At 64.3% G+C, this 24419-nt stretch carries 24 protein-coding genes; 13 read left to right on the forward strand and 11 right to left on the reverse strand.

Annotated elements, in window-relative coordinates; all coding sequences use genetic code 11:
* The first annotated feature begins 81 nt into the window (after positions 1-81).
* From VK804_RS17880 to VK804_RS17925, 10 genes are all read left to right on the forward strand, one after another.
* Entirely contained in the window at positions 82-717 is a 636-nt protein-coding gene (locus tag VK804_RS17880) for a Uma2 family endonuclease (RefSeq protein WP_325372636.1), read from the forward strand.
* 147 nt (positions 718-864) lie between these two features.
* Positions 865-2157: a glutamate-5-semialdehyde dehydrogenase gene (locus VK804_RS17885; protein WP_325372638.1), complete on the forward strand. Its 1293-nt coding sequence runs from the start codon at positions 865-867 to the stop codon at positions 2155-2157.
* A gap of 112 nt (positions 2158-2269) precedes the next feature.
* Positions 2270-2908 (forward strand): nicotinate-nucleotide adenylyltransferase, encoded by a 639-nt coding sequence (locus VK804_RS17890; RefSeq protein ID WP_325372640.1) that lies wholly within the window; start codon positions 2270-2272, stop codon positions 2906-2908.
* A gap of 186 nt (positions 2909-3094) precedes the next feature.
* Positions 3095-3451 carry a ribosome silencing factor gene (gene rsfS / locus VK804_RS17895; protein WP_325372642.1) on the forward strand — a complete coding sequence of 119 codons (357 nt, stop codon included), beginning with the start codon at positions 3095-3097 and terminating at the stop codon, positions 3449-3451.
* Between the two features lie 49 nt (positions 3452-3500).
* Positions 3501-3983, forward strand: a complete 483-nt coding sequence (rlmH, locus tag VK804_RS17900; RefSeq protein ID WP_325372644.1) for a 23S rRNA (pseudouridine(1915)-N(3))-methyltransferase RlmH — start codon at positions 3501-3503, stop codon at positions 3981-3983.
* Between the two features lie 39 nt (positions 3984-4022).
* Complete coding sequence (locus VK804_RS17905; RefSeq protein WP_325372646.1) at positions 4023-5390, forward strand: murein hydrolase activator EnvC family protein; 1368 nt, start codon at positions 4023-4025, stop codon at positions 5388-5390.
* The gene (locus VK804_RS17910) at positions 5387-6742 is read left to right on the forward strand and encodes a S41 family peptidase (RefSeq protein WP_325372648.1); all 1356 of its coding nucleotides are present in this window, start codon (positions 5387-5389) and stop codon (positions 6740-6742) included. The genes VK804_RS17905 and VK804_RS17910 overlap by 4 nt, the downstream gene beginning before the upstream one ends.
* Positions 6743-6908: 166 nt before the next feature.
* Positions 6909-8111, forward strand: a complete 1203-nt coding sequence (locus VK804_RS17915) for a divergent polysaccharide deacetylase family protein (protein ID WP_325372650.1) — start codon at positions 6909-6911, stop codon at positions 8109-8111.
* A 72-nt stretch (positions 8112-8183) separates the two neighbouring features.
* Positions 8184-8687, forward strand: coding sequence for an RNA pyrophosphohydrolase (locus VK804_RS17920; RefSeq protein ID WP_325372652.1), 504 nt, complete (start codon positions 8184-8186; stop codon positions 8685-8687).
* Positions 8688-8836: 149 nt separating this feature from the next.
* On the forward strand, positions 8837-9355 hold the full coding sequence (locus VK804_RS17925; protein ID WP_325372654.1) for an RNA pyrophosphohydrolase: 519 nt from the start codon (positions 8837-8839) through the stop codon (positions 9353-9355).
* A gap of 109 nt (positions 9356-9464) precedes the next feature.
* Here the strand turns inward: VK804_RS17925 and VK804_RS17930 are convergent, their stop codons facing one another.
* The 8 genes from VK804_RS17930 to VK804_RS17965 all read right to left on the reverse strand — a co-directional run bounded on the left by VK804_RS17930 (position 9465) and on the right by VK804_RS17965 (position 17098).
* Positions 9465-11072: an adenylate/guanylate cyclase domain-containing protein gene (locus VK804_RS17930; protein ID WP_325372656.1), complete on the reverse strand. Its 1608-nt coding sequence runs from the start codon at positions 11070-11072 to the stop codon at positions 9465-9467.
* Between the two features lie 244 nt (positions 11073-11316).
* The gene (locus tag VK804_RS17935) at positions 11317-11724 is read right to left on the reverse strand and encodes a F0F1 ATP synthase subunit epsilon (RefSeq protein WP_325372658.1); all 408 of its coding nucleotides are present in this window, start codon (positions 11722-11724) and stop codon (positions 11317-11319) included.
* 113 nt (positions 11725-11837) lie between these two features.
* Entirely contained in the window at positions 11838-13268 is a 1431-nt protein-coding gene (atpD, locus tag VK804_RS17940) for a F0F1 ATP synthase subunit beta (protein ID WP_325372660.1), read from the reverse strand.
* Between the two features lie 27 nt (positions 13269-13295).
* Complete coding sequence (locus VK804_RS17945) at positions 13296-13700, reverse strand: organic hydroperoxide resistance protein (RefSeq protein WP_325372662.1); 405 nt, start codon at positions 13698-13700, stop codon at positions 13296-13298.
* A 25-nt stretch (positions 13701-13725) separates the two neighbouring features.
* The gene (locus VK804_RS17950) at positions 13726-14604 is read right to left on the reverse strand and encodes a F0F1 ATP synthase subunit gamma (RefSeq protein WP_325372664.1); all 879 of its coding nucleotides are present in this window, start codon (positions 14602-14604) and stop codon (positions 13726-13728) included.
* Positions 14605-14695: 91 nt separating this feature from the next.
* Positions 14696-16225, reverse strand: a complete 1530-nt coding sequence (atpA, locus tag VK804_RS17955; protein WP_325372666.1) for a F0F1 ATP synthase subunit alpha — start codon at positions 16223-16225, stop codon at positions 14696-14698.
* Positions 16225-16785: a F0F1 ATP synthase subunit delta gene (locus VK804_RS17960; protein WP_325372668.1), complete on the reverse strand. Its 561-nt coding sequence runs from the start codon at positions 16783-16785 to the stop codon at positions 16225-16227. The genes atpA and VK804_RS17960 overlap by 1 nt, the downstream gene beginning before the upstream one ends.
* Positions 16786-16867: 82 nt before the next feature.
* On the reverse strand, positions 16868-17098 hold the full coding sequence (locus VK804_RS17965; protein WP_325372670.1) for a hypothetical protein: 231 nt from the start codon (positions 17096-17098) through the stop codon (positions 16868-16870).
* 341 nt (positions 17099-17439) lie between these two features.
* Between VK804_RS17965 and VK804_RS17970 the strand changes: the two genes are divergently transcribed.
* Entirely contained in the window at positions 17440-17958 is a 519-nt protein-coding gene (locus VK804_RS17970; RefSeq protein WP_325372672.1) for a septal ring lytic transglycosylase RlpA family protein, read from the forward strand.
* Positions 17959-18215: 257 nt separating this feature from the next.
* Here VK804_RS17970 and VK804_RS17975 read toward each other — a convergent pair whose 3' ends face one another.
* Entirely contained in the window at positions 18216-20426 is a 2211-nt protein-coding gene (locus tag VK804_RS17975; RefSeq protein WP_325372674.1) for a primosomal protein N', read from the reverse strand.
* Positions 20427-20581: 155 nt separating this feature from the next.
* Here VK804_RS17975 and VK804_RS17980 point away from each other — a divergent pair, with 155 nt between their 5' ends.
* Complete coding sequence (locus VK804_RS17980; RefSeq protein WP_325372682.1) at positions 20582-21553, forward strand: tyrosine recombinase XerC; 972 nt, start codon at positions 20582-20584, stop codon at positions 21551-21553.
* A 95-nt stretch (positions 21554-21648) separates the two neighbouring features.
* Positions 21649-22233, forward strand: a complete 585-nt coding sequence (locus tag VK804_RS17985) for a DUF4337 domain-containing protein (RefSeq protein ID WP_325372676.1) — start codon at positions 21649-21651, stop codon at positions 22231-22233.
* A gap of 166 nt (positions 22234-22399) precedes the next feature.
* On the opposite strand, the gene VK804_RS17990 is transcribed toward VK804_RS17985, so the two are convergent.
* Positions 22400-22930, reverse strand: coding sequence for a hypothetical protein (locus VK804_RS17990; protein ID WP_325372678.1), 531 nt, complete (start codon positions 22928-22930; stop codon positions 22400-22402).
* Positions 22931-22969: 39 nt separating this feature from the next.
* Positions 22970-24373: a dihydrolipoyl dehydrogenase gene (gene lpdA, locus VK804_RS17995; RefSeq protein WP_325372680.1), complete on the reverse strand. Its 1404-nt coding sequence runs from the start codon at positions 24371-24373 to the stop codon at positions 22970-22972.
* Positions 24374-24419 lie beyond the last annotated feature (46 nt).

Consider the following 24419-nt stretch of genomic DNA (forward strand, 5'->3'; position numbering starts at 1 on the left):
TTCCCCAAGGTCTCCGAGTTGTCACATTGGTGGCGTTGGCCTATCTTGCGGATAGTCAAATCCCGAAATGTGGAGGCGTCCATGGGTCTCGCCGTCCCGGAGAACGTGTTCGCGGGGCAAATGTCGGTCGCCGAGTTTCGTGCATTTCAGGACCGGCGCCCCGAGCATGAGCGTTGGGAACTCATATCGGGTGTTCCGATGATGATGACGCCACCGACGATCGCGCATAATCGGATCGCGAGCAATCTCGAACGACTTCTGAATGACGCCCTGCGTCGGTTTGATCCCTCCCGTGTGGCCACCCAACGTCTGGGAGTCGAGATTGGATCCTCGGCCTACAGACCCGAGCCCGACGTAGGCGTTATCGACGCAGACTACGATGCGGAGCAGCGGTTTTCCGACCGCGTGTATCTCCTCGCCGAAATCGTGTCCGCCACCGATGATGTTCCGATCCCCGGAACGGCCGGTCGCTGGATTGACGTGAAACGCGAAATCTATCTTTCGCACCAGCCCTGCGAAGCCGTGCTCATCGTCGAACAGGATCGCGTCGAGGTCAGGGTCGATGTCAGGACAGCCAACGGCTGGCAGTCCGCGCACCTTGTCGGCCCGGCGGCCGAATTGTTGCTGCCGATGTTCGGGCTGAAGTGCGCGGTCGGCGAATTGTATGAGGGCACCCCGCTTCAGCCTCGTGTCATTTCCCGGCCAAAGCAGCTTTGACCCTCGACAGACGCGCAATAGGCACTTTGGCCGCGACTAGGCCAATGGCCGACCGGCCGCCCTGATGCCCCCAGCCATGCCGCCGCCGCACTTCGCAAATCCCCAATTTCCGTGCTAGGACATTGCCTTAACGAGGCTGGAACCGAGATGACCGCGCCGCTGAAAGCCATCGATGGAAGCGCCGATCTGCCGGCGCTGATGTCCGAACTCGCCGCGCGCGCGCGGGCCGCCGCGCGGGTGCTGGCGCTGGCTTCGCCCGAGCAGAAGAACAACGCGCTTGCCGCGATGGAGCGCGCCATCCGCGCCAACGCACCCACGATCCTCAACGCCAACGCCGAGGACGTCGCGGAAGCGCGCAGCACCGGCGCGAGCCCGGCCTTCGTCGACCGGCTCGCGCTGACGCGAGCGCGCATCGATGCGATGGCCGACGGCATCTCCATTGTGCGCGAGATCCCCGATCCGGTCGGCGTCGTCACCGAGAGCTGGCGGCGGCCGAACGGCATGGTGATCGAGCGGGTGCGGGTGCCGCTCGGCGTCGTCGCCGTGATCTTCGAAAGCCGCCCCAATGTCGCGGCCGACGCCGGCGTCTTGTGCCTGAAATCCGGCAACGCCGTGATCCTGCGCGGCGGCTCCGACAGTTTCAGGTCCTGCCGCGCAATCCATGATTGCCTGACGCAGGGCCTGCGCGAGGCCGGTCTGCCCGAAGCCGCGATCACGCTGGTGCCGACGCGCGACCGCGCCGCGGTGGGATTGTTGCTGACTGGACTTTCCGGCGGCGTCGACGTGATCGTGCCGCGCGGCGGCAAGAGCCTGGTCGCGCGCGTCGAAGCGGAAGCGCGCGTGCCGGTGTTCGCGCATCTGGAAGGCGTCAACCACGTCTATGTCGATCATGCCGCCAATCTCGAAATGGCGAAGTCGATCGTGCTGAACGCCAAGATGCGCCGCCCCGGCGTCTGCGGCGCCGCCGAGACGCTGCTGGTCGATCGCGCCGGCGCTGCGACCGCGCTGAAGCCGCTGGTCGAGATGCTGATCGACGCCGGTTGCGAGGTGCGCGGCGATGCCGCCGTGCAACGCACCGACGCCAGGGTGAAGCCTGCTTCCGACGAGGACTGGGATACCGAATATGAGGACGCGATCATCGCCGCGAAAGTGGTCGACGGCGTCGACGAGGCAATCGCGCATATCCACAACCACGGCTCGCACCACACCGACGCGATCGTGACCGAGGACGAAGCCACGGCCCGCAAATTCCTCGACGAGGTCGATTCGGCGATCGTGCTGCACAACGCCTCGACCCAGTTCGCCGACGGCGGCGAATTCGGCTTTGGCGCGGAGATCGGCATTGCCACCGGGAAATTCCACGCCCGCGGGCCGGTCGGCGCCGAGCAATTGACCAGCTTCAAATATCGCATTCACGGCACGGGACAGACGCGGCCGTGAAGACAAAAGCGTTTTCGAGCGAAAGCCTGCCCCGGACTGGATCCGGGGTAGGTACCGGTTCGCGTGAAGAAAACGCGTCGGACAAGAACGTCTTTCACCCGCGGTGACCGGTTTGAATCGAGTAGTCGCGTCTCAAACGGCAGCCCAATCCATCCCGCTCCACACCGACGGCATGCGCATCGGCCTGCTCGGCGGCTCGTTCAATCCGCCGCATGATGCGCATCGCGCCATCAGCCTGTTCGCCATCAAGCGCTTGAGGCTCGACCGCGTGTGGTGGCTGGTGACGCCCGGCAATCCGCTCAAGGAAAACGGCGGCCTGCACGCTCTCGATGAGCGCGCCGAGGCCGCGCGAGCGATGGCGCACGATCCGCGCATCGACGTCACCTGTCTCGAATCCGTCATCGGAACCCGCTACACTGTCGACACCATCACTTATCTGCGCCGCCGTGTTGCCGGGCTGCGCCTGGTTTGGATCATGGGCGCTGATAACCTCGCGCAATTTCATCGCTGGCAAGACTGGCGGCGCATTGCATCCGAAGTCCCGATCGCCGTGATCGACCGCCCGCCGCAAAGCTTCCGCGCGCTCGCAGCGCCCGCGGCGCAGGCGCTTTCCCGGTATCGCCTGCCCGAGAATGAGGCAGGCACGCTGGCGGACCGCCGCGCGCCGGCCTGGGTCTTTCTCACCGGCATGAAGCTCGATCTGTCATCGACCGGCTTGCGGAACCCCGACGGCAGCTGGAGGACAATCTGACGGCACAGCGTCACTGGAATATTGAAACCGTTAACCCCACATGCGTAGTATAGCCAGCGGGCTCCAAGAGATTCGGCGCCCGCGATACAGTGAAAGGAATGGTCCCTGGCCACATCTGTATTGTCCAAGTCTGTTTTACCCAAGGCTAAGAAGTCCACGCGTAAAACATCGACACAAGCTGCGGCCTTGAAGGCGCAACCCGACGCCGACAAGACGCTGAATATGATCCTCTCCCGCCTCGACGATATGAAGGCGGAAGAAACGGTCACCATCGACCTTCGCGGCAAATCTGCATTCTCCGACTACATGATCGTCACCACGGGCCGGGCCAACCGACACGTCGGCGCGATCGCGGAAAATGTCGCCAAAGGCCTGAAGGAAACCGGCATCAAGAGCATCCACATCGAGGGCTTGCCCAATTGCGACTGGGTGTTGATCGATTCCGGCGACGTGATCGTGCACGTGTTCAGACCCGAGGTGCGCGAGTTCTACAATCTCGAGCGATTGTGGACTCAAGGCCCGGTGGCGGCGAAGGCGATCTAGCTGTTCGAGCCGATGCGAATCGGCTGGCGCGCATGATAAGCATGCGCTGATGCGCCTCGTCGTCATTGCCATTGGCCGCCTGAAACAGGGCCCTGAGCGGGAACTGAGCGAACGTTACCGCGAGCGATTCGACGATGTCGGCCGCAAGCTCGGCTTCCGCGGGCTGGAAATCCGTGAAATCCCCGAAAGCCGCGCGCGCGACGCCGCGACCCGGATCGCCGAGGAGGCCGCGGCGATTTCCGCCGCCATCTTCGAAAAATCCGTGCTGGTGGCGCTCGACGAGCGCGGCGAGAATGTTGACAGCGCGAGCTTTGCCCGGCATTTGGGGCGCTGGCGCGATGAAGCGGTCGCCAACACAATTTTCGCAATCGGTGGCGCGGACGGACTTTCGCCCGAATTGTGGCGCAAGGCAAAACTGAGACTGGCATTCGGCTCCGCGACCTGGCCGCACCAAATGGTCCGCGTCATGCTTCTGGAACAGATTTACCGGGCCGCGACCATCCTGGCCGGCCATCCCTATCACCGCGCCTGAGCGCCAGCGCACGCCTCGAGAGAGCGCCGACCAACATCGATGCAGCCAACGCAGACTAGTCGTTCGTACCCTGACACCATCAGCCGTGGCCGATCGGTCCGCGTCGCGCTGTTGTCGGCCGGCCTTGCGGGAATCGCATTGTCCACATCCGCGGCTGCCCAGATCGCCGGGACAGCGCCGCAGCTCTCGGCCGCTTCGCCCGACGCCATCAAGCAGCGCGAGCAGGAACTCGAGGCCACCCGCGCCCAGCAAAAGACCGCGGCGGAGGCGCAAGCGAAACTGCAGGCCGAGATCTCCGCGATCGGCCAGGACCGCAGCAAGCTCAATGCGCAACTGATCGACATCGCCGCCCAAGTGCGCGGCGTCGAGACCCGGATCGCGGACGCCGAGGCGCGGCTGCGGCCGCTCGATGCCCGCGAGCAGGAGATCCGCGGCTCGCTCGATTCGCGCCGCACCGAGATCGTCGAGGTGCTGGCGGCGCTGCAGCGGGCCGGGCGGCGTACGCCGCCGGCCTTGCTGGTGCGGCCAGAAGACGCGCTGCAATCGCTGCGCACCGCGATCCTGCTCGGCGCGGTGGTGCCCGAATTGCGGGCGCGCGCGCAAACGCTGACCGGCGACCTCACCGAACTGGTGAATGTCCGCAAATCCATCGCCGGCGAGCGCGACCGGCTCGGGACCGATCGCGACAGACTGAGGGACGACCAGACCCGTCTGGCGGCCCTGGTCGACGAGCGGCAGCGGCAGCAGAGTTCGGTCGAAAAGGACATAGCCGCGGAGGGCGCGCGCGCCATCGCGCTGTCCAAGCAGGTCGACAGCCTGCAGGGCCTGATCGCCAAGATGGAACTGGATTTGAACAGCGCGGCGAAGGCGGCCGCGACTGCCAGCCTGCAGGGGGCGCCTTCGACCGTCAACGGCAAGCCCAATCTGGGGGCGCTGAAGAATCCGGCCCGGCTCAGTCCGGCCATTGCCTTTGCCTCCGCCAAGGGTTTATTCGCGTTGCCGGTTAACGGCGTCAAGATTCGCGATTTTGGCGGTTCCGACGGCGCAGGTGGCGTCGAAAAGGGCATTTCTTTGGCAACCAGGCCCGGAGCACAGGTCACAACACCGTGTGATGGCTGGGTTGTTTACGCCGGTCCCTTCCGCAGCTACGGACAACTCTTGATCCTCAATGCCGGGGGCGGGTATCATGTGTTGATCGCCGGGATGGAGCGCATTTCGGTCAACATCGGCCAGTTTGTACTTACGGGGGAGCCGGTCGCGGTCATGGGGACCACGTCCCAGGTCGCATCCATTCTCGCGACCAACGCGAGCCAACCGGTGCTTTACGTCGAGTTCCGTAAGGACGGCACTCCAATCGATCCAGGCCCATGGTGGGCCGCAAATGAAGGCGAAAAGGTTCGCGGATGATGCGCAAGACTTCTTTGGTTCTCCTCAGTGCCGCCACCGGCGCTGCATTGACGTTGTTCGTGACCCAGCCACGCGCCGTGTTTATGGGATCGAGTGCCCGGGCGGCGACGTCGGACACCTATCGCCAACTCAATCTGTTCGGCGACGTGTTCGAGCGGGTCCGCAGCGACTATGTCGAGAAGCCCGATGACAGCAAGCTCGTCGAAAGCGCGATCTCCGGCATGCTGTCCGGCCTCGATCCGCATTCGAGCTACATGGATGCCAAGAGTTTCCGCGACATGCAGGTGCAGACCCGCGGCGAATTCGGCGGTCTCGGCATCGAAGTCACGATGGAAGACGGCCTGATCAAGGTGGTCTCGCCGATCGACGACACGCCGGCGTCCAAGGCCGGCATCATGGCCAATGACATCATCACCAATCTGGACGACGAGGCGGTGCAGGGCCTCACCCTCAACCAGGCGGTCGAGAAGATGCGCGGGCCGGTCAACACCAAGATCAGGCTGAAGATCATCCGCAAGGGCAACGACAATCCGATCGACGTCACGCTGGTGCGCGACAACATCCGCGTCCGCTCGGTGCGTGCCCATGTCGAGGCCGACGATATCGGCTATATCCGCATCACCACCTTCAACGAGCAGACCACCGAGGGTCTGAAAAAGGAAATCGCCAACCTGCAGACCCAGATCGGCGACAAGCTGAAGGGTTTTGTCATCGACCTGCGCAACAATCCCGGCGGCTTGCTCGAAGAAGCGGTGACGGTGTCCGACGCCTTCCTCGAGCGCGGCGAGATCGTTTCCACCCGCGGCCGTAACGCCGACGAAACCCAGCGCCGCACGGCTCATCCCGGCGACCTGACCAAGGGCAAGCCGGTGATCGTCCTGATCAATGGCGGCTCGGCCTCGGCCTCCGAAATCGTCGCCGGCGCGCTGCAGGACCACAAGCGCGCAACGCTGGTCGGCACCCGCTCATTCGGCAAGGGCTCGGTGCAGACCATCATCCCGCTCGGTTCCGGCAACGGCGCGCTGCGGCTGACCACGGCGCGCTACTTCACCCCGTCGGGCAAATCGATCCAGGCCAAGGGCATCGTTCCCGATATCGAGGTGCTGCAGGACGTGCCGGAAGAGCTGAAGGCGCGGGTCGACACCAAGGGCGAAGCCTCGCTGCGCGGCCATCTGAAGAACGACGGCGACGAGAAGACGGGGTCGCAATCCTACGTGCCGCTGGACGCCAAGGACGACAAGGCGCTGAAGATGGCCGACGATCTGCTGCACGGGATCAAGGCCAACCCGGTGACGCCGACCACCGCCGACAAGACGACGACCGACGGCCCGGCCAACAAGGCGGCGAACTGATCCGGCAAGCTGTTTTTGCGCAAGGGGCGGCCTTCGGGCCGCCCTTTTTGCTGGAAAGCCTGACCCCTCAAGGCGTCCGCTTTTTGCGGGAACTCTGGTGGTTGCGCATCTGCCGCCGTTCTGCCCCGCCGTGGTATCGTCGGCCCGGTTGATTCGGGAAAGGTCCATGGCAGAAGCGGCCGACGATCTGAGCACGCCGCTCGGACAGAAGAGGTTGCGTCGCAAGCGCCGGTTTCGGTTGCCGTTTACGGTAACCCAGGCGCTTGCCGTGCTGCTTGGCCTGTTTCTGGTGACCTTTGCGGGCTTTGCCATCTTCCACGACAATCCGCTGGGCGGCGAGCCGATCGTCCGCATCGCGATACCCGCCTCGACGCCCGCGGGAGAGAAAATGGCGACGGCGCCTTCAGCTGCCTCCGAGGTCGACGCCAAGCCTGCGGCCAAACCGCCCGCCGCCGGCGAGCAAAAGACCATCACCATCATCGACGGCTCCAGCGGCGCGCGCCATGACGTGGTGATCTCCGGCGATGCGCCCGACAAGGCCACGGCCGAGGCAGCACCCGCCCTGATGGCGGGTATCGATCCGAGGCTGCTGGAAAAGTCGCGCTACGGCATGATCCCGGTGGTCGCGGACGGCCTGAAACCCTTCACGGTCTATGCCGCCGAGGCCGACCGCGCCAAGGCGGCCAGGATGCCGGTGGTTGCCATCGTGATCGGCGGCCTCGGCGTCGGCGCCGCCAAGACCACCGACGCCATCATGAAACTGCCTGCCGCGGTGACGCTGGCGTTCACGCCCTATGGTTCCGATCCCGGCAAGCTCGCCGAGCGAGCCCGCGCCCAGCGCCACGAAATCCTGCTGCAGGTGCCGATGGAGCCGTACGACTATCCCGACAACGATCCGGGGCCGCAAACCCTGCTCACCACGCTTGCGCCCGAGCAGAATCTCGACCGGCTGTACTGGCACCTCAGCCGTTTCCAGGGCTATGCCGGGATCGCCAACTTCATGGGTGCGCGTTTTGTCGCAGCCGATGCCGTGATGCAGCCGATCGTGCGCGAGGCGGCCAAGCGCGGGCTCGGCTATTTCGACGACGGCTCGGCGCCGCGCAGCGCCGCGGCCGCGCTGGCGGGCAGCCAGGCGATGCCGTTCGCCCGGGCCGACGTCTCGATCGACGCGGTGCCGACGGCGGCCGAGATCGATCGGGAGCTCGGCAAGCTCGAAAGCCTGGCCAAAGAGCACGGTATCGCGGTCGGCGTCGCCTCGGCGCTGCCGATTTCGATCGAGCGCATCGGGGTCTGGATCAAGACTCTCGATAGCCACGGCATCATGCTTGTGCCATTGACAACGGCGATGCTGAAATCAAAATCGAGCTAGCATCGCGGCCCGCGCGACTTGCGGGTCAGGCCGGCCGATCGGCCGTGCGACTTCGAAAGAGGCTCTGACGGAATGGCGCGCTACGAAGACCTGCCCTATCGAACATGCGTCGGCATGATGCTGATCAACCGCGCGGGGCTCGTCTTCATCGGTCGCCGCGCCGGGGGCATCGAGCATGTCGACGAGTCCCATGTCTGGCAGATGCCGCAAGGCGGCGTCGATCCCGGCGAGGATACCTGGGAGGCCGCCAAGCGCGAGCTCTATGAGGAGACCAGCGTCCGCTCGGTGGAGAAACTCGGCGAGGTCGCCGACTGGCTGATCTACGATATCCCGCGCACGGTGGCGGGGCGCACCTGGAAGGGCCGTTACCGCGGCCAGCGGCAGAAATGGTATGCGGTCCGTTTCACCGGCAAGGATTCCGAAATCAATGTCGCGAGCCCCGGCGGCGGCCACAAGGCGGAGTTCGTCGGCTGGCGCTGGGAGCCGATGAAGAACCTGCCGGAACTGATCGTCCCTTTCAAGCGGCCGGTCTATGAGCGCGTGGTGAAGGAATTTTCAAGGCTCGCGGGCGGTTGAGGGGTGGCCCCGTCATTCCGGGGCGATGCTAACGGGTCCGCGCGAAGCGCGGTCCGATGGCATCGAACTATGATGTGCAATTGCACATCTGAGAATCTCGAGATTCCGGGTTCGTGCTGCGCACGCCCCGGAATGACAGCGTGGAGTTCATGACAGACACAAAACCCTATCGCCCCAATGTCGGGATCGCGCTGTTCAACGCGTCCGGCCTTGTCCTGATCGGCCGGCGCTTCCGCGACGACGGGCCGGAAATCATCCTGCCCGGCCTGGAATGGCAGATGCCGCAGGGCGGCATCGATGCGCACGAAGATCCGGGCGAGGCCGTGATGCGCGAACTCTGGGAGGAGACCGGCGTGATGAGCGCCGAGTACCTCGGCGAGACCGACTGGCTGACTTACGAGTTTCCGCCGTATGGCGGGCCGTCGTCGCACCGGCTGGCAAAATTCCGCGGCCAGCGCCAGAAATGGTTCGCGCTGCGCTTCACCGGTACCGATGATGAAATCGATCCGCTGACGCCACGCAACGGCCAGCCAGCGGAATTCGACCAATGGCGATGGGAACGGCTCGACCGCGTCGCCGAGCTGGTGGTGCCGTTCCGGCGCGAGGTCTATCGCACGGTGGCGCAGCATTTCGCGAGATTCGCAATTCCCTCGACGACGCCATCCTGAGAAGCCAAGACTCGTCATGCCCGGGCTTGTCCCGGCCGTGACGAAAGGGTGTGTTGTAGGCAATCCTTCGAGGCCCGCGCGCGGCGCGGGCACCTCAGGATGACGGGACCTAATTCGGTCCGACCGCAAACGGGCCGATGGCGATGACGTGGCAATCGCTGTCGTGCTTGACGCAATTGCCGAGCGCTTCATTGACCGCGTTTTGTTCGCTCGACGCCTTCAGTCCCAGTCCTGGCCGGCCGGCTGTGCCGACGGCGACCGCGTTCCATCCGCCCGTTGCGTCGGCGAGTTTCCGTACCAGGTCATCCCGCGCATCGTTGGCGATCGATGGATTGCGCTCCGGCCGGAAGAAGCCGATCGCCTTCAAGGTCGTCGGCACCGGAACGACGAAGACATCGTCAGCGGCCACGATCATGCAGGCGACGCCGACCACGGCGCCGCAGGTTTCCAGGACGCGGCGTGCGGATTCCCCCATGGATTCGGTACCGAACATGAAGAAGAACGCGCCACCGGGACCGATCGCCAGCGTCTTGCTCTTGCGGCCCGGCGGATAGACGTTTTCGATCCTGGCCTTTCCTTGCTCGCGTACGATCGGCACCTCCTTGGCCGCGAACGGCCGCTCGGTCGACGGGTCGCGCCGGATCCATGGCAGCGGGGGCACGGGCGGACGGCCATGCGGATAGATGACGGCATTGCCGAGCGCATAGAGCTCGCATTTTCGCGGCGCCTGGGTGGCGTCGGAGCGTTGCTGGCATTGCTCGAGCGCCGCGCTTTTCGCGGCTTCCTCGCTCGGCTGGCCGCTGACGGTACCGAAGGTACCGTTGGGGTTCAGCGCGAACGCCTTGTAGTCGGCGGCCGGGGCATACTCGCCCGCCAACGCCAGACGTACCCGATCGGTAACGAACGGCACCGTCTCGGCCGCGAACTTTTCACCCGATGGGTTCGCCGGAGGTGAGGGTGGTGGCGCGGTCGCGAGCTTCGGCGGCGGGACCGGAACCGGGGTCGGAGGCGCATCGGCATTGCTGACCGAAGCTGACGCCCTACGCTTACCGGGCATCTCGAGCTTGGTGAAGTACAAGAATCCGGTAACGCCGATCGCAACGACGCATACCACCGTGACCGCCAGCGGCCACATCCAGTTCGGCGCGGGCGAGTTCTTCGCGGCCGGCTTCTTCACCTGCGGCATCGCAAAGCTTCCGTCCTCGCGCCGCATCGCCACCAGATAGGCGTGGACGGGAGTCGGAATGTTCTTCACTTCCTGCGCACCGATGTCGGCGAACTGCACCGACAGCTTATTGGCGACCTGCTCGTGCACCGAGCGGGAGACGCAGATGCCGCCGACTTCGGCGAGACCCTCCAGACGCGCCGCGATATTGACGCCATCGCCCAGCAGATCGCCGTCGCGCTCGACCACGTCGCCGATGGTGATGCCGATCCGGAAGCTCATCTGGCGGCTCGACGGATAGGCCATGTTGCGGGTGCGCAGGCTTTCCTGGATGTCGATCGCGCAGCGCACGGCCTCGACCGCGCTCGGAAACTCGGCCAGCACGGCGTCACCCGCGGTGTTGAAAATGCGGCCGCCATAGCGTGCGATGAAATCGTCGGTGACCGAGCGATAGGAGGCCAGACGCCGCAGCGTTTCCTCTTCGTCCTCGGCGACCAGCCGCGAATAGCCGGCAATATCGGCCGCGAAAATCGCCGCGATCTTGCGTTTCATGAAGGCCTGCCCGGGACGACGCTATGCAGGTCTGAGAATGCCGCCAGAAGTTCCGAGGCGCAACCGGGTTTCGGCAGATGTCGGTCGTCGTCCTGAGGTGCGAGCCCTGCGGTGCGCTTGCACCGCTGGGCGAGCCTCGAAGGACAAATCGTCCCAGCCGGGCACGTCATCCTTCGAGGCGCGCAGGGGCGCGCACCTCAGGATGACGGAACGGCAGCAGCGCTAGGAGGGAAAAGCCGGATCGCTAATGCAGCGCCGTGGCGTTGAGCTGGTGCTGGATGCTCTTGAAATGATCGAGCCGCTCGACGGCGCGATCGAGTTCGGAGCCTTCCTTTTCCTTGAGCTTTTCTTCCATGTCGGAAATCTTGTCGGCGAACCTCGCCCGATCCAGTTCCTCGATCGAGGTGGCGACATCAGCCAGCACCGTCAGACCCTTTTCCGACACCTCGGCTAGCCCGCCGAGCACGATGATCTTCTCGTGCGTGCTGCCCGTCGTCACGGTGAGGATGCCCGGCCGGATCGCGGCCACCACAGGGGCATGTCCGGCGAGCACGCCGAAATCGCCCTCGACGCCGGGAACGTCGACCTGATCGACCTCGCCGGAGAAGGCGAGCTTTTCGGGCGAGACGAGATCGAAGTGGAAGGTGGCCATGGAGCTACTCTCTCGGCTGTCACCCGCGGGCTTGACCCGCGGGTCCATCAATCAAAAAAGCTTTCTCTAACGATGGATTGCCGGGTCAAGCCCGGCAATGACGACTGTGTTGGTTACGCCGCTTCCGCCGCGAGCTTCTTGCCCTTTTCGACGGCCTCTTCGATGGTGCCGACCATGTAGAAGGCCTGCTCCGGCAGGTTGTCGTACTTGCCTTCGCACAGCCCGCGAAAACCCTTGATGGTGTCGGCGAGGTCGACGAATTTTCCGGGCGAGCCGGTGAAGACTTCGGCGACGAAGAACGGCTGCGACAGGAAGCGCTCGATCTTGCGCGCGCGCGCCACCGTGATCTTGTCCTCTTCGTTCAGTTCGTCCATGCCGAGAATCGCGATGATGTCCTGCAGCGACTTGTACTTCTGCAGGATCTGCTGGACCATGCGCGCGGTCTGGTAATGCTCCTCGCCGACGATCAGCGGCGACAGCATGCGCGAGGTCGAGTCCAGCGGATTGACCGCGGGATAGATGCCCTTTTCCGAGATCGCGCGATCGAGGTTGGTGGTGGCATCGAGATGGGCGAACGTCGTCGCCGGCGCCGGATCGGTGTAGTCGTCGGCGGGCACGTAGATCGCCTGGATCGAGGTGATCGAGCCCTTGGTGGTGGTGGTGATGCGCTCCTGCATCGCGCCCATGTCGGTGGCGAGCGTCGGTTGATAGCCCACCGCCGACGGGATGCGGCCCAATAGCGCCGACACTTCGGAGCCGGCCTGCGTGAAGCGGAAGATGTTGTCGACGAAGAACAGCACGTCCTGGCCCTGGTCGCGGAAATGCTCGGCGACGGTCAGGCCGGTGAGGCCGACGCGGGCGCGGGCGCCCGGCGGCTCGTTCATCTGGCCGTACACCAGCGCGCATTTGGAGCCTTCGCCGCCGCCCTTCTTGTTGACGCCGGATTCGATGAACTCGTGATAGAGGTCGTTGCCCTCGCGGGTCCGCTCGCCGACGCCGGCGAACACGGAATAGCCGCCATGCGCCTTGGCGACATTGTTGATCAGTTCCTGGATCAGCACCGTCTTGCCGACCCCGGCGCCGCCGAACAGGCCGATCTTGCCGCCCTTGGCATAGGGCGCCAGCAGATCGACGACCTTGATGCCGGTGACGAGGATTTCCGATTCGGTGGACTGATCGGTATAGGCCGGCGCCGGCTGATGGATGGCGCGGTTGCCTTCCGACGGGATCGGGCCTGCTTCATCGACCGGTTCGCCGATGACGTTCATGATGCGGCCAAGCGTGCCGACACCGACCGGCACCATGATCGGGTTGCCGGTGTCGCCGACTTCCTGACCGCGGACCAGGCCTTCGGCGGTATCCATCGCGATGGTGCGTACCGTGGATTCGCCGAGGTGCTGGGCGACCTCGAGCACCAGGCGGTTGCCGCCGTTCTGGGTCTCGAGCGCGTTCAGAATGGCCGGCAGATGGCCTTCGAACTGCACGTCGACGACGGCGCCGATGACTTGCGTGATGCGTCCGGTCTGGTTGGCGGGTGTAGCCATGAAACTCTCTCCTTGAAGTCCGAAACCTTAAACGACGGTCAGCTTGACCGGAATATTGCCCTTGGTTGCCTTCGAGTACGGGCAAACCGTGTGGGCTTCCTCGACCAATTGCTGCAGCTTTTCCTTGTCGGCGCCGGGTATCGACACCTTGAGTTCGACGGCAAGGCCGAAGCCGCCGTCCTTCTGATCCAGCGTGACTTCGCAAGTCACCCGCGCCGCCTGGCCGTCGAGGCCATATTTCTTCGCAATCAGCATGATCGCCTGGCCGTAGCAGGACGAATAGCCGAGCGCGAACAACTGCTCGGGATTGTGTCCGTCCCCGGCGCCGCCGATTTCCTTCGGTGCAGCCATCGCGAGCGCCAACGCGCCATTGTCCAGCATGGCGCGGCCGTTGCGGCCGCCCTTGGTGGTCGCGGATGTCACATAAGCCATGGGGTGCCTCCTGTTGACATGCCGCTCACAGCGCCTCGGCGCCGGAGATGATCTCGATCAGTTCCTTGGTGATCATCGCCTGGCGGGTTCGGTTGTAGATCAGGGTCTGCTTGCGGATCATGTCGCCGGCGTTGCGGGTGGCGTTGTCCATCGCGCTCATCTGCGCGCCGTAGAACGAGGCGTTGTTTTCCAGCAGCGCGCGAAAAATCTGCACCGCGATATTGCGCGGCAACAGCCCGCTCAGGATTTCGTCTTCCTCCGGCTCATATTCGTATGATGTCTCGGGTCCGGCGTTGGCGGGTTTCTCCTCCACGACCAGCGGAATGATCTGCTGCGCAGTCGGGATCTGCGAGATCACGGATTTGAAGCGCGAATAGAACAGCGTGCAGACGTCGAACTCGCCGGCCTCGAAGCGGGCGATGACCTTTTTGGCGATGTCCTCGGCATTGACGAAACCGAGCTGGCGCACCGAGCGCAGCTCGACGGTTTCCACGATCTGCTTCTCGAAGGTACGGCGCAGCTGCTCGAAGCCCTTGCGGCCGACGCAGAAGAATTTTACTTCCTTGCCCTGGTTCATCAGCGCCAACGCGCGCTCGCGGGCAAGCCGCACGATCGACGAATTGAAGGCGCCGCACAGGCCGCGTTCGCCGGTGCAGACCAGCAGCAGATGCACCTGATCCTTCCCGGTCCCGGCGAGCAAAACCGGCGCGCCGGGCGAGTTCGCGGCTGCGGTTGCAATATTCGAGATCACCGCATCCATTTTTTCCGCATAGGGCCGCGCGGCCTCGGCTGCGGTCTGCGCGCGGCGCAGCTTTGAAGCCGCCACCATCTGCATCGCCTTGGTGATCTTCTGCGTCGCCTTGGTGGAGGCGATGCGGACCCGCATGTCTTTAAGTGAAGCCATCTCTCAGTTCACCCCGGCGATCCGATCCATGATCCGACCGCAAGCCCCTTTTCATCAGGCCCGGCATCGACACCCGGCCACGACGGCAAAATCAAGCAAACGTCTTGGCGAATTCCTCGACCACCGCCTTCAGCTTGCCGGCGGTATCGTCACTGAGGTCGCGGCTGTCGCGAATGGTGTTGAGGATCTCGACATGCTTGCCGCGCAGCGCAGACAGCAGACCGTCCTCGAACGCCCGCACCTTGTTGAGCGGAAGCGGGTCGAGATAGCCGTTGGTGCCGGCCCAGATCACGCAGACCTGCTCTTCCATCTTCAGCGGCGCGAATTGCGGCTGCTTCAACAGCTCGGTCAGGCGCGATCCACGATTCAGCAGCCGCTGGGTCGAGGCGTCGAGGTCGCTTCCGAACTGCGCGAACGCCGCCATCTCGCGGTACTGCGCGAGTTCGCCCTTGATCTTGCCGGCGACCTTTTTCATCGCCTTGGTCTGCGCCGACGATCCGACGCGCGACACCGAAAGGCCGACGTTCAACGCCGGGCGAATGCCCTGGAAGAACAGGTCGCTCTCGAGGTAGATCTGGCCGTCGGTAATCGAGATCACGTTGGTCGGGATGTAGGCCGACACGTCGTTGGCCTGGGTTTCGATCACCGGCAGCGCGGTCAGCGAGCCCGACCCCTCGCTGTCGTTGAGCTTGGCGGCGCGTTCGAGCAGGCGCGAATGCAGGTAAAACACGTCGCCGGGATAGGCTTCGCGGCCGGGCGGGCGGCGCAGCAACAGCGACATCTGGCGATAGGCGACGGCCTGCTTCGACAGATCGTCATAGATGATGACCGCGTGCATGCCGTTGTCGCGGAAATATTCGCCCATGGTGCAACCGGTGAAGGGGGCGATGTACTGCATCGGCGCCGGATCGGAGGCGGTGGCCGCGACGATGATCGAATATTCCAGCGCGCCCTGCTCTTCCAGCACCTTGACGAACTGGGCGACGGTCGAACGCTTCTGGCCGATCGCGACATAGATGCAATACAGCTTGATCTTCTCGTCGGTCTGGGCGTTGAGCGGCTTCTGGTTCAGGATGGTGTCGAGCGCGATCGCGGTCTTGCCGGTCTGGCGGTCGCCGATGATCAATTCGCGCTGGCCGCGGCCGATCGGGATCAGTGCGTCGATCGCCTTCAACCCGGTTGCCATCGGCTCGTTGACCGATTTGCGCGGAATGATGCCGGGCGCCTTGACGTCGACCCGCATGCGCTCGGTCGACTGGATCGGGCCCTTGCCGTCGATCGGATTGCCGAGGGCGTCGACGACGCGGCCGAGCAGGCCCTTGCCGACGGGGGTGTCGACAATGGCGCCGGTGCGCTTGACGGTCTGGCCTTCTTTGATCTCGCGGTCGGCGCCGAAGATCACGATGCCGACGTTGTCGGTTTCGAGATTCAGCGCCATGCCGCGGGTGCCGTTTTCGAATTCGACCATCTCGCCGGACTGGACGTTGTCGAGCCCATAGACGCGGGCGATGCCGTCGCCGACGGACAGCACCTGTCCGACTTCGGAAACCTCGGCCTCCTGGCCGAAATTCTTGATCTGGTCCTTCAGGATCGCGGAAATTTCCGCGGCGCGGATGTCCATCAGCCTGCCTCTTTCATCGCGTGCTTGATCGAATTGAGTTTGGTGCGAAGCGAACTATCGACCATGCGGCTGCCCAGCTTGACGATGAGGCCGCCGATGATCGAGGGATCGACTTTCACGTTGAGTGCAACGTCCTTGCCCGACACCGACTTCAGCGCGGTCTTCAGGGCGTCGAGATTCCTGTCGCTGAGGGTTTCGGCCACGGTGACGTCGGCAGTCGCCTCGCCTCTGAATTTCGCCACCAGCGCGCGGAAGGCGCGAATCACGTCACTGACCGCGAACAGCCGGCGGTTGGCGGTCAGAACCTTCAGGAAATTCGCGGCGATGCCGGAAATACCGGCCTTCTCCAGCACGGCAGCCAGCGCCCTCGACTGCGAGTCCGCCGAAAATACCGGGCTGCGCACCAGCCGCTTCAGGTCGGCGCTTTCTCCCAGCATGGCATCGAACCTGTCGAGGTCGGCCTTGACCGGGTCGATGGATTTTTCGTCGCGCGCCAGTTCGAACAAGGCCGTTGCATAACGACCGGACACTCCCGAAACCGACGGATCTTCTGCAGCCACAAGCGCGCTCTTTTTAGCTGTCAAACTCGCAAGGAAAAGACCGTCGCCACGAGCGGCGCCTAGCGATCCAAGCCCTTGGAATTCAAGCGGGACTTCGATTTTCGACCGATACGAGGGGTATCGGGATCGTTAAAATCGCGGCTTTGCTAACATAGCAGGAGCGCAGGTGCAACATGACGACAGGCGCTTCGTGCCGCCTTGTCGCATGTGGTTTCGCGGTGATCGCCGGACCATTTTCAAGCGCGTCCGGCGCCGTGAAAATATCGACCGGCCCCGAATAATCCGCGGCCAATTCCGTCACGCCGGACGGCATTCGTTCCGCCTGCGGATGCATGGCCCGCATGAGCCCGCCGACTGGAACAGCGCGAACCCCTGAGTCATTCCGTGACCGCATTACTTGCTGAAACCTCGCCTGCTCGGACGACGACTTCAAACGTCTGTATATCTAAGTAATAAATGGTAAATAAATCATTAATATATAAGATTACGGAATATCTATGGATTAATTTCATTAGGTCACAAGATGTTTCAGCGAGAGATAAAATCAAATACTGCCCCGTTTATGCCTCATTAGGTTACCAAACGGCGGTCACTCAACTTGGGACGGGGGTTCCACTTGCCACATATGTGGCAATACTATCTTGAGGGACTGATATGCTGAAAATAAAGAAGCCCACGCTGGGAAGCACAACCCAGTCACGCACGGCAGTAGCTCTTTTCGCCGCAACTCTCCTGGTCGGTGGCAGCGCCACCGAGGCCTCGGCCAAATCCCACCGCTACCACCATCACGGCTATCGCCATCACCACGTCGCCAGCGATTCCCCGAGGGCCGCTGCCCGGGCCTCCTGGCGCGACGCCAACGCGGCGATCGCCCCGTCGTCCGGCACCGGACGCAGTTTCTCGGGCATGGCCTCCTATTACGGCAACGAATCCGGCAGCAAGACCGCCTCGGGCCAGCGCTTCAACCAGAGCGCCATGACCTGCGCCCACCGATCGCTGCCGTTCGGCACCAAGTTGCGGGTGACCCATGGCGACCGCAGTGTGATCGTGACCGTCAATGACCGCGGCCCATTCGTCCGCGGCCGGGTTCTCGACCTGTCCACCGGCGCCGCCCGCGCCATCGGGCTCACCAGCGCTGGAGTCGGCCGGGTGACCGCCGAGGTCATCGGCTAACGGCGTTCCCAACGCCTCTTCGGACCAGAAAAGTTCGGTAAGCGTTGCGTGGCGTAACGGCCGCAGGAATTTCTGCACGCCGAAGAAAAGCCTGCCGTCGCGAATGACGGCAGGCCTTTTGCGATTCGTCATTTCGGGGCGATGCGCGAGCATCGAACTACGATGTGCAATTGCACATCTGAGAATCTCGAGATTCCCCGATGCGCAATTGCGCATCTGAGGTTCGCGCTATCGCGCGCCCCGGAATGACGAGCCCCTCACAAGAAACTCTGCGGATCGACGTCGACTTCGAGCTTGAGATTGCCCTTGGTCTTCGGCCCCGCCGCCAGCCATTCGCGCAGATATTCCGACAGGTCGACCGCGCGCGCCGATTTGATCAACAGCCGGAAACGATACCGCCCCTTGATCACCGCGAGCGGGGCTTCGGCCGGCCCCAGCACCTGGATGCGCGGGTCGATCGGCGCGATCGCGGCCAGCTTGCGCGCAAAACCCTCCGCGGTCGGACGGTCGCCCGCGGAAATGATGAGACTTGCGAGCCGCCCGAACGGCGGATAGAGCGCGCGTTCGCGCCCCTCGATTTCGCTCGCATAAAACGCCTCGCGGTCGCAGGCGATCAAAGCCTTCATCACGGGATGCTCGGGCTGGTGGGTCTGCAAATAGCCGACGCCGCGGCCCTGGTCGCGGCCGGCGCGGCCGATCACCTGGTTGAGCAATTGCCAGGTGCGCTCGGCGGCGCGCGGATCGCCGTTGCTGAGACCCAGATCCGCATCGACCACGCCGACCAGGTTGAGCCGCGGAAAGTTATGGCCCTTGGCCACCAGCTGCGTGCCGATGATGATGTCGACGCGGCCTTCCGCAATCGCGTTCAACTCGCTGCGCATGGTCTCGATCGAGGTGATGAGGTCGCTCGACAGCACCATGGTGCGCGCTTCCGGAAACAGCGCGGCGGCTTCTTCCTGCAGCCGTTCGACGCCGGGGCCGACCGCGACCAGCGATTGCTCGGCCTGGCAATGCGGACAGACATTCGGGCGCGGCATCGAGAAGCCGCAATGATGGCAGACCAGACGCTGGCGAAACCGGTGATCGACCAGCCAGGCGTCGCAGATGGTGCAGGCAAATCGATGCCCGCAGGCGCGGCACAGCGTCAGCGGCGCGTAGCCGCGGCGATTGAGGAATAGCAGCGCCTGCTCGCGCCGCTCGATCGCGATTTTTATTTCCTCGGCAAGCCGCGGCGAGATGAAGCGGCCGCGCGCCGGCGGCTCGCGGCGCAAATCGATCGCCTCGATATGCGGCATGTGCTGGCCGCCGAATCGCGACGGCAGCACGATGCGCTGATAGCGGCCCTTGCGGGCGTTGACCTCGGTCTCGACCGAGGGCGTGGCGGAGGCCAGCACGATCGGGATTTTGGCGATGTGGGCGCGCACCACCGCCATGTCGCGGGCATGGTAATGCGCGCCCTCGTCCTGCTTGTAGGCCTGGTCGTGCTCCTCATCGACTACGATCAGCCCAAGATTGGCATAGGGCAGAAACAATGCCGAGCGCGCGCCGACCACGACAGCCGCTTCGCCGGCCGCGATCGCGGCCCAGTTGCGTTGCCGCGTGCGCGGGGTCAGTTCGGAATGCCATTCCAGCGGACGCACGCCGAAACGCCGCGCGAAGCGATCGAGGAACTGGCCGGTCAGCGCGATCTCCGGCATCAGGATCAGCGACTGCCGGCCGCGGCGGATTACTTCCGCGATGGCCTCGAAATAGACTTCGGTCTTGCCCGAGCCGGTGACGCCGTCGAGCAGCGCAACGTGAAAGCTGCCATTCGCCGCCAGCGCCCGCATCGCGTCGACCGCGGTGCGCTGCTGGCGGGAAAAATCCGGCATCGCGAATGTGGGATCGGGCGCCGGCGGCGCGGCCGCGCGCGGCATCGCTTCCGTCGTCAGCGTGCCCTCATCGACCAGGCCGTCGATCACGCCAACGCTGACGCCGGCCTCTCTCGCCACATCGGATTTGCCGTGCAGCAGGCCATCCGACAGCGCATCGATCAGCCGGCGCCGCGCCGGCGTCAGGCGCTTTGGCGGCTCGCCTGCCAGCCGCACGCCCAGCCGCACCCGCTCGGGGCCGAGATGTTCGCCCATCCGCAAGGTCATGCGCAGCACCATGCCGCGCGACGACAGCGTGTAGCCGGCGACCCAATCGACCAGCGAGCGCAGTTCCTGTTTCAGCGGCGGCACGTCGAGCTTTTCGCCGACGTCTTTCAGGCGATTGTGCAGCCGCGGATCGGGATTGGCGTTTTCCGCCCACACCACCGCGACCACCTCGCGCGGCCCGAGCGGCACACAGACCACGTCGCCGGGCGCAAGCTCCATGCCGCGCGGCACCCGGTAGGAATAATTCCGGTCGAGCGCGACCGGCACCAGCACATCGACGATTCGCGTCGATGATGCGGAAGGGGTGGTGTCGCGCGCAAAAAGGTCCATCGGAGAATCAGGTTCGAAGGCCGGAGAGATGGGCTAACTTAGGACCGCCGGGCGGCCGGGGCCAGTGTCCGGCCGCCGCCACAGGGCGATTAGCGAAGGTTAAACGAAAGCGGTGCGATATACTCGGCAGGAATCACCGCTTGCCCCGGACAGCTATGGCCAAGCCAGCCTCCGCCGCTCAACCGATCGAACTCGACTGCGCCGATGAGACCGTCGCGCTGCAGATGACGCGTTGGCTGTCGCATCTGCGCAGCGAGCGGCGGCTATCGCCCAAGACAGGCGAGGCCTACGCCCGCGACCTGCGCCAGTTCCTCGAATTTCTCTGCGAGCACTGGAGCGAGCCGGTGACGCTGCCACGTTTCGCCGCGCTGGAAGCCACCGACGTCAGGGCCTTCATGGCGATGCGGCGCGCGGACGACATCGGCGGCCGTTCGCTGATGCGCGCGCTCGCCGGCCTGCGCTCGTTCGGTCGATTCCTCGAACGCGAAGGCAAGGGCAAGGTCGGGGCATTGTCCGCGATCCGCGCGCCAAAGGTCGGCAAGAGCCTGCCGAAACCGGTTCCGATCGCGGCGGCGAAGCGCTTTGCCGATGCCGACGAACGCGCCGGCGAAACCCGCGATCCCTGGATCTGGGCGCGCGACGCCGCGGTCATGGCGCTGCTCTATGGCTCGGGCTTGCGCATCTCCGAGGCGCTCGGTTTGCGGCGCCGCGACGTGCCGCGGCCCGGCGAAGGCGACGTGCTTGTTGTCACCGGAAAGGGCAACAAGACCCGGATGGTGCCGGTGCTGCAGAACGTGCTGGCGCTGATCCAGGATTATGCGGCGATCTGCCCGCATCCGCTGCCACCCGAGGGGCCGGTCTTCGTCGGCGCACGCGGCGGGCAACTCAGCCCGCGGATCATCCAGCTCACCATGGAGCGGCTGCGCGGCGCGCTGGGGCTGCCCGACAGCGCGACACCGCATGCGCTGCGACATTCTTTCGCAACCCACCTGTTGAGCCGCGGCGGCGATTTGCGCGCGATCCAGGAACTGCTCGGCCATGCCTCGCTCTCGACCACGCAGATCTACACCGGCATCGACAGCGAACGGCTGCTGGAAGTCTATAAATCCGCGCACCCCCGCGCCTGACAGCTCCTCAACGACTTACAGTCGCATTCCGCTTGCCTCTTGCGCGGACGGGTTGGTTCGGTCAATCGTTCATGTCACCGAACAGGGAGGGAACCATGAGCGAAATGATGGAGCAGGCGGATCAAGCCAAGGAAGCCGCCGGCGAAAACAGGAAGATCGCGCTGTTGATCGCCGTGATCGCGCTGTGCCTGGCGCTGTCGGAGACGCTCGGCAAGGGCGCCCAGACCGAATCGATCAGCAAGAATGTCGAGGCCTCCAACCTGTGGGCGTTCTTCCAGGCCAAGAGTATCCGCCGCAACGTCGTGCAGACCGCCGCCGAACAAGGCAAGTTAGGTCTCGGCACCGCCGGCGACGATGCCGCCAAGGCGGCGCTGCAAAAACAGATCGACGACTGGCAGAAGACCGCCGAGCGCTACCGGTCCGATCCCAAGACCGGCGAAGGGCAGGACCAATTGTCCGAGCGCGCTAAGCATGCCGAGGAGGAGCGCGACCTCGCGGAAGCGAAATATCATCACTACGAACTCGCCTCCGCCGCTTTCCAGATCGGCATCGTGCTGGCGTCGGCCACCATCATCACCGGCATCATCGCGCTGGCCTGGATCTCGGGCCTGCTGGCGCTGGCGGGCATAGCCATGACCGCGCTCGGCATTTTCATGCCGCATCTCCTGCATCTGGCGTGAGTATCTTACTTACCTCTCCCCGCTCTGCGCGGGGAGAGGTCGAAATTCGCACGGCGAATTTCGGGTGAGGGGCGAGGCACACTTTTGGATTTAGCATTGGCATTCGCTGAGAGAGCCCCTCACCCCAACCCTCTCCCCGCGAAGAGCGGGGCGAGGGAGAGGAAACTCAGCGCGCTTCGCGCACGCTCTTGCGGAAGCGCTGCACTAGCCGCAGCGTGCGGGAGGACCAGCCAGTGCCGTCGCCGCGCAGGGCTTTTGTGATTTGAAGTTTGATGGGATCGACCAGTGCGGCGGCTTTCGCCCTCAGCCCCATGACGAACTCATAGAGCTTTTCGAACCAGTCCATTTGCAGCAATTTGTCGCGGGTGACGTCGAACACGAACGCGGTGACGCCGACGCCCAGGAGTTTTGCGAACAGGATGGTGACGATGGCGCTCATCCAGTACTCCTGGGTGAGTAGCCAGACGCCGACCATCTTCAGCGGAAACAGCGGGATGATCGGCACGATGAAGACAATCAGCGTCATCGCCGGCGACAGCGTATCGACGCGCTCGGCGAGCCATTGCTTGAAGGCGCGCAGCGGGATCAGCCGCACGAACCACGCCACAACAGGCTCGAGGTGATCCCACAGCCAGGCCTCGATCAGGAAGATGACCGCAAGCAGAACCCAGATCGGCTGTAGAATTCGGCGCATCATCCCGTCATGTCCCCGGCCCGGCCTCGGCCGGGGCGTCGATCACATATGGATCGCGCGCTTGCCGACTGCAAGCGCCGCTTCCTTGATGGCCTCCGACCGGGTCGGATGGGCGTGGCAGGTGCGCGCCAGATCCTCGGCGGAGCCGCCGAACTCCATCAAAACCGCCGCTTCATGGATCATTTCGCCGGCCTCGCGGCCGACGATGTGCACGCCGAGCACCCGATCGGTTTTCGCATCTGCGAGAATCTTCACGAACCCCTCGGTGGTCTGGTTGACCTTGGAGCGGCCATTGGCGGTGAACGGGAATTTGCCCGTCGTGTAGGCGACGCCGGCCTGCTTCAGCTCTTCCTCGGTCTTGCCGACCGACGACACTTCCGGGGTGGTATACACCACGCCTGGTATAACGTCGTAGTTCACATGCCCGGCCTGGCCGGCGAGAATTTCGGAGACCGCGACACCTTCGTCCTCGGCCTTGTGCGCCAGCATCGGCCCGGCGACGACGTCGCCGATGGCGTAGACGCCCTTCAGGCTGGTGGCAAAATGAGCGTCGATCTGCACGCGGCCGCGATTGTCGAGTGCGATGCCGGCTTCCTTCAGGCCGAGGCCCTCGGTGTAGGGAACGCGGCCGATACAGACCAGCACCACGTCGGCCTCCAGCGCCTCGGACTTGCCGCCCGCGGCCGGCTCGACCTGGGCGATCAGCGTCTTGCCCGAGGTATCGACGCCGGTGACCTTGGCGCCAAGTTTGAACGCAAAGCCCTGCTTCTCGAGGATGCGCTGGAATTGCTTTGCCACTTCGCCGTCCATGCCCGGCAAAATGCGGTCGAGGAATTCCACCACGGTGACTTGCGCGCCGAGCCGGTGCCACACCGAGCCGAGTTCGAGCCCGATCACGCCGGCGCCGACGATCAGCAATTTCGAGGGCACCTTGTCGAGCGACAGCGCGCCGGTCGACGACACGATGCGCTTCTCGTCGATCTCGATGCCCTTCAGCCGCGCGATATCGGAGCCGGTGGCGATCACGATGTTCTTGGTCTCGACCGTCTGGGTCTTGCCGTCATTGCCCGTGACCTCGACCTTGCCGGTACCGAGAATCCTGCCCTTGCCGCTGATGACGTCGATCTTGTTCTTCTTCATCAGGAACTCGACGCCCTTGACGTTGCCGTCGATGCCCTGCTGCTTGAAATTCATCATCGAGGGCAGATCGAGTTTCGGCGCGGAAACGCTGACGCCCATCTTGGCAAAGGAATGCGCGGCCTCCTCGAACATTTCGGAGGCATACAACAGCGCCTTCGACGGCATGCAGCCGACATTGAGGCAGGTGCCGCCGAGGGTGGGGTTCTTCTCGACCACCGCGACCTTCATGCCGAGCTGCGCGGCACGAATCGCGCACACATATCCGCCGGGACCGGTGCCGATAACAACGAGATCGTAAGTAGCCATGATCGAACCCTGTAGCTGAAATGTGTGACGGGTTTAGCGTCCGCCC

Origin of the sequence: Bradyrhizobium sp. (assembly GCF_035484855.1) — a bacterium.
In the GTDB taxonomy this organism is placed as follows: domain Bacteria; phylum Pseudomonadota; class Alphaproteobacteria; order Rhizobiales; family Xanthobacteraceae; genus Bradyrhizobium.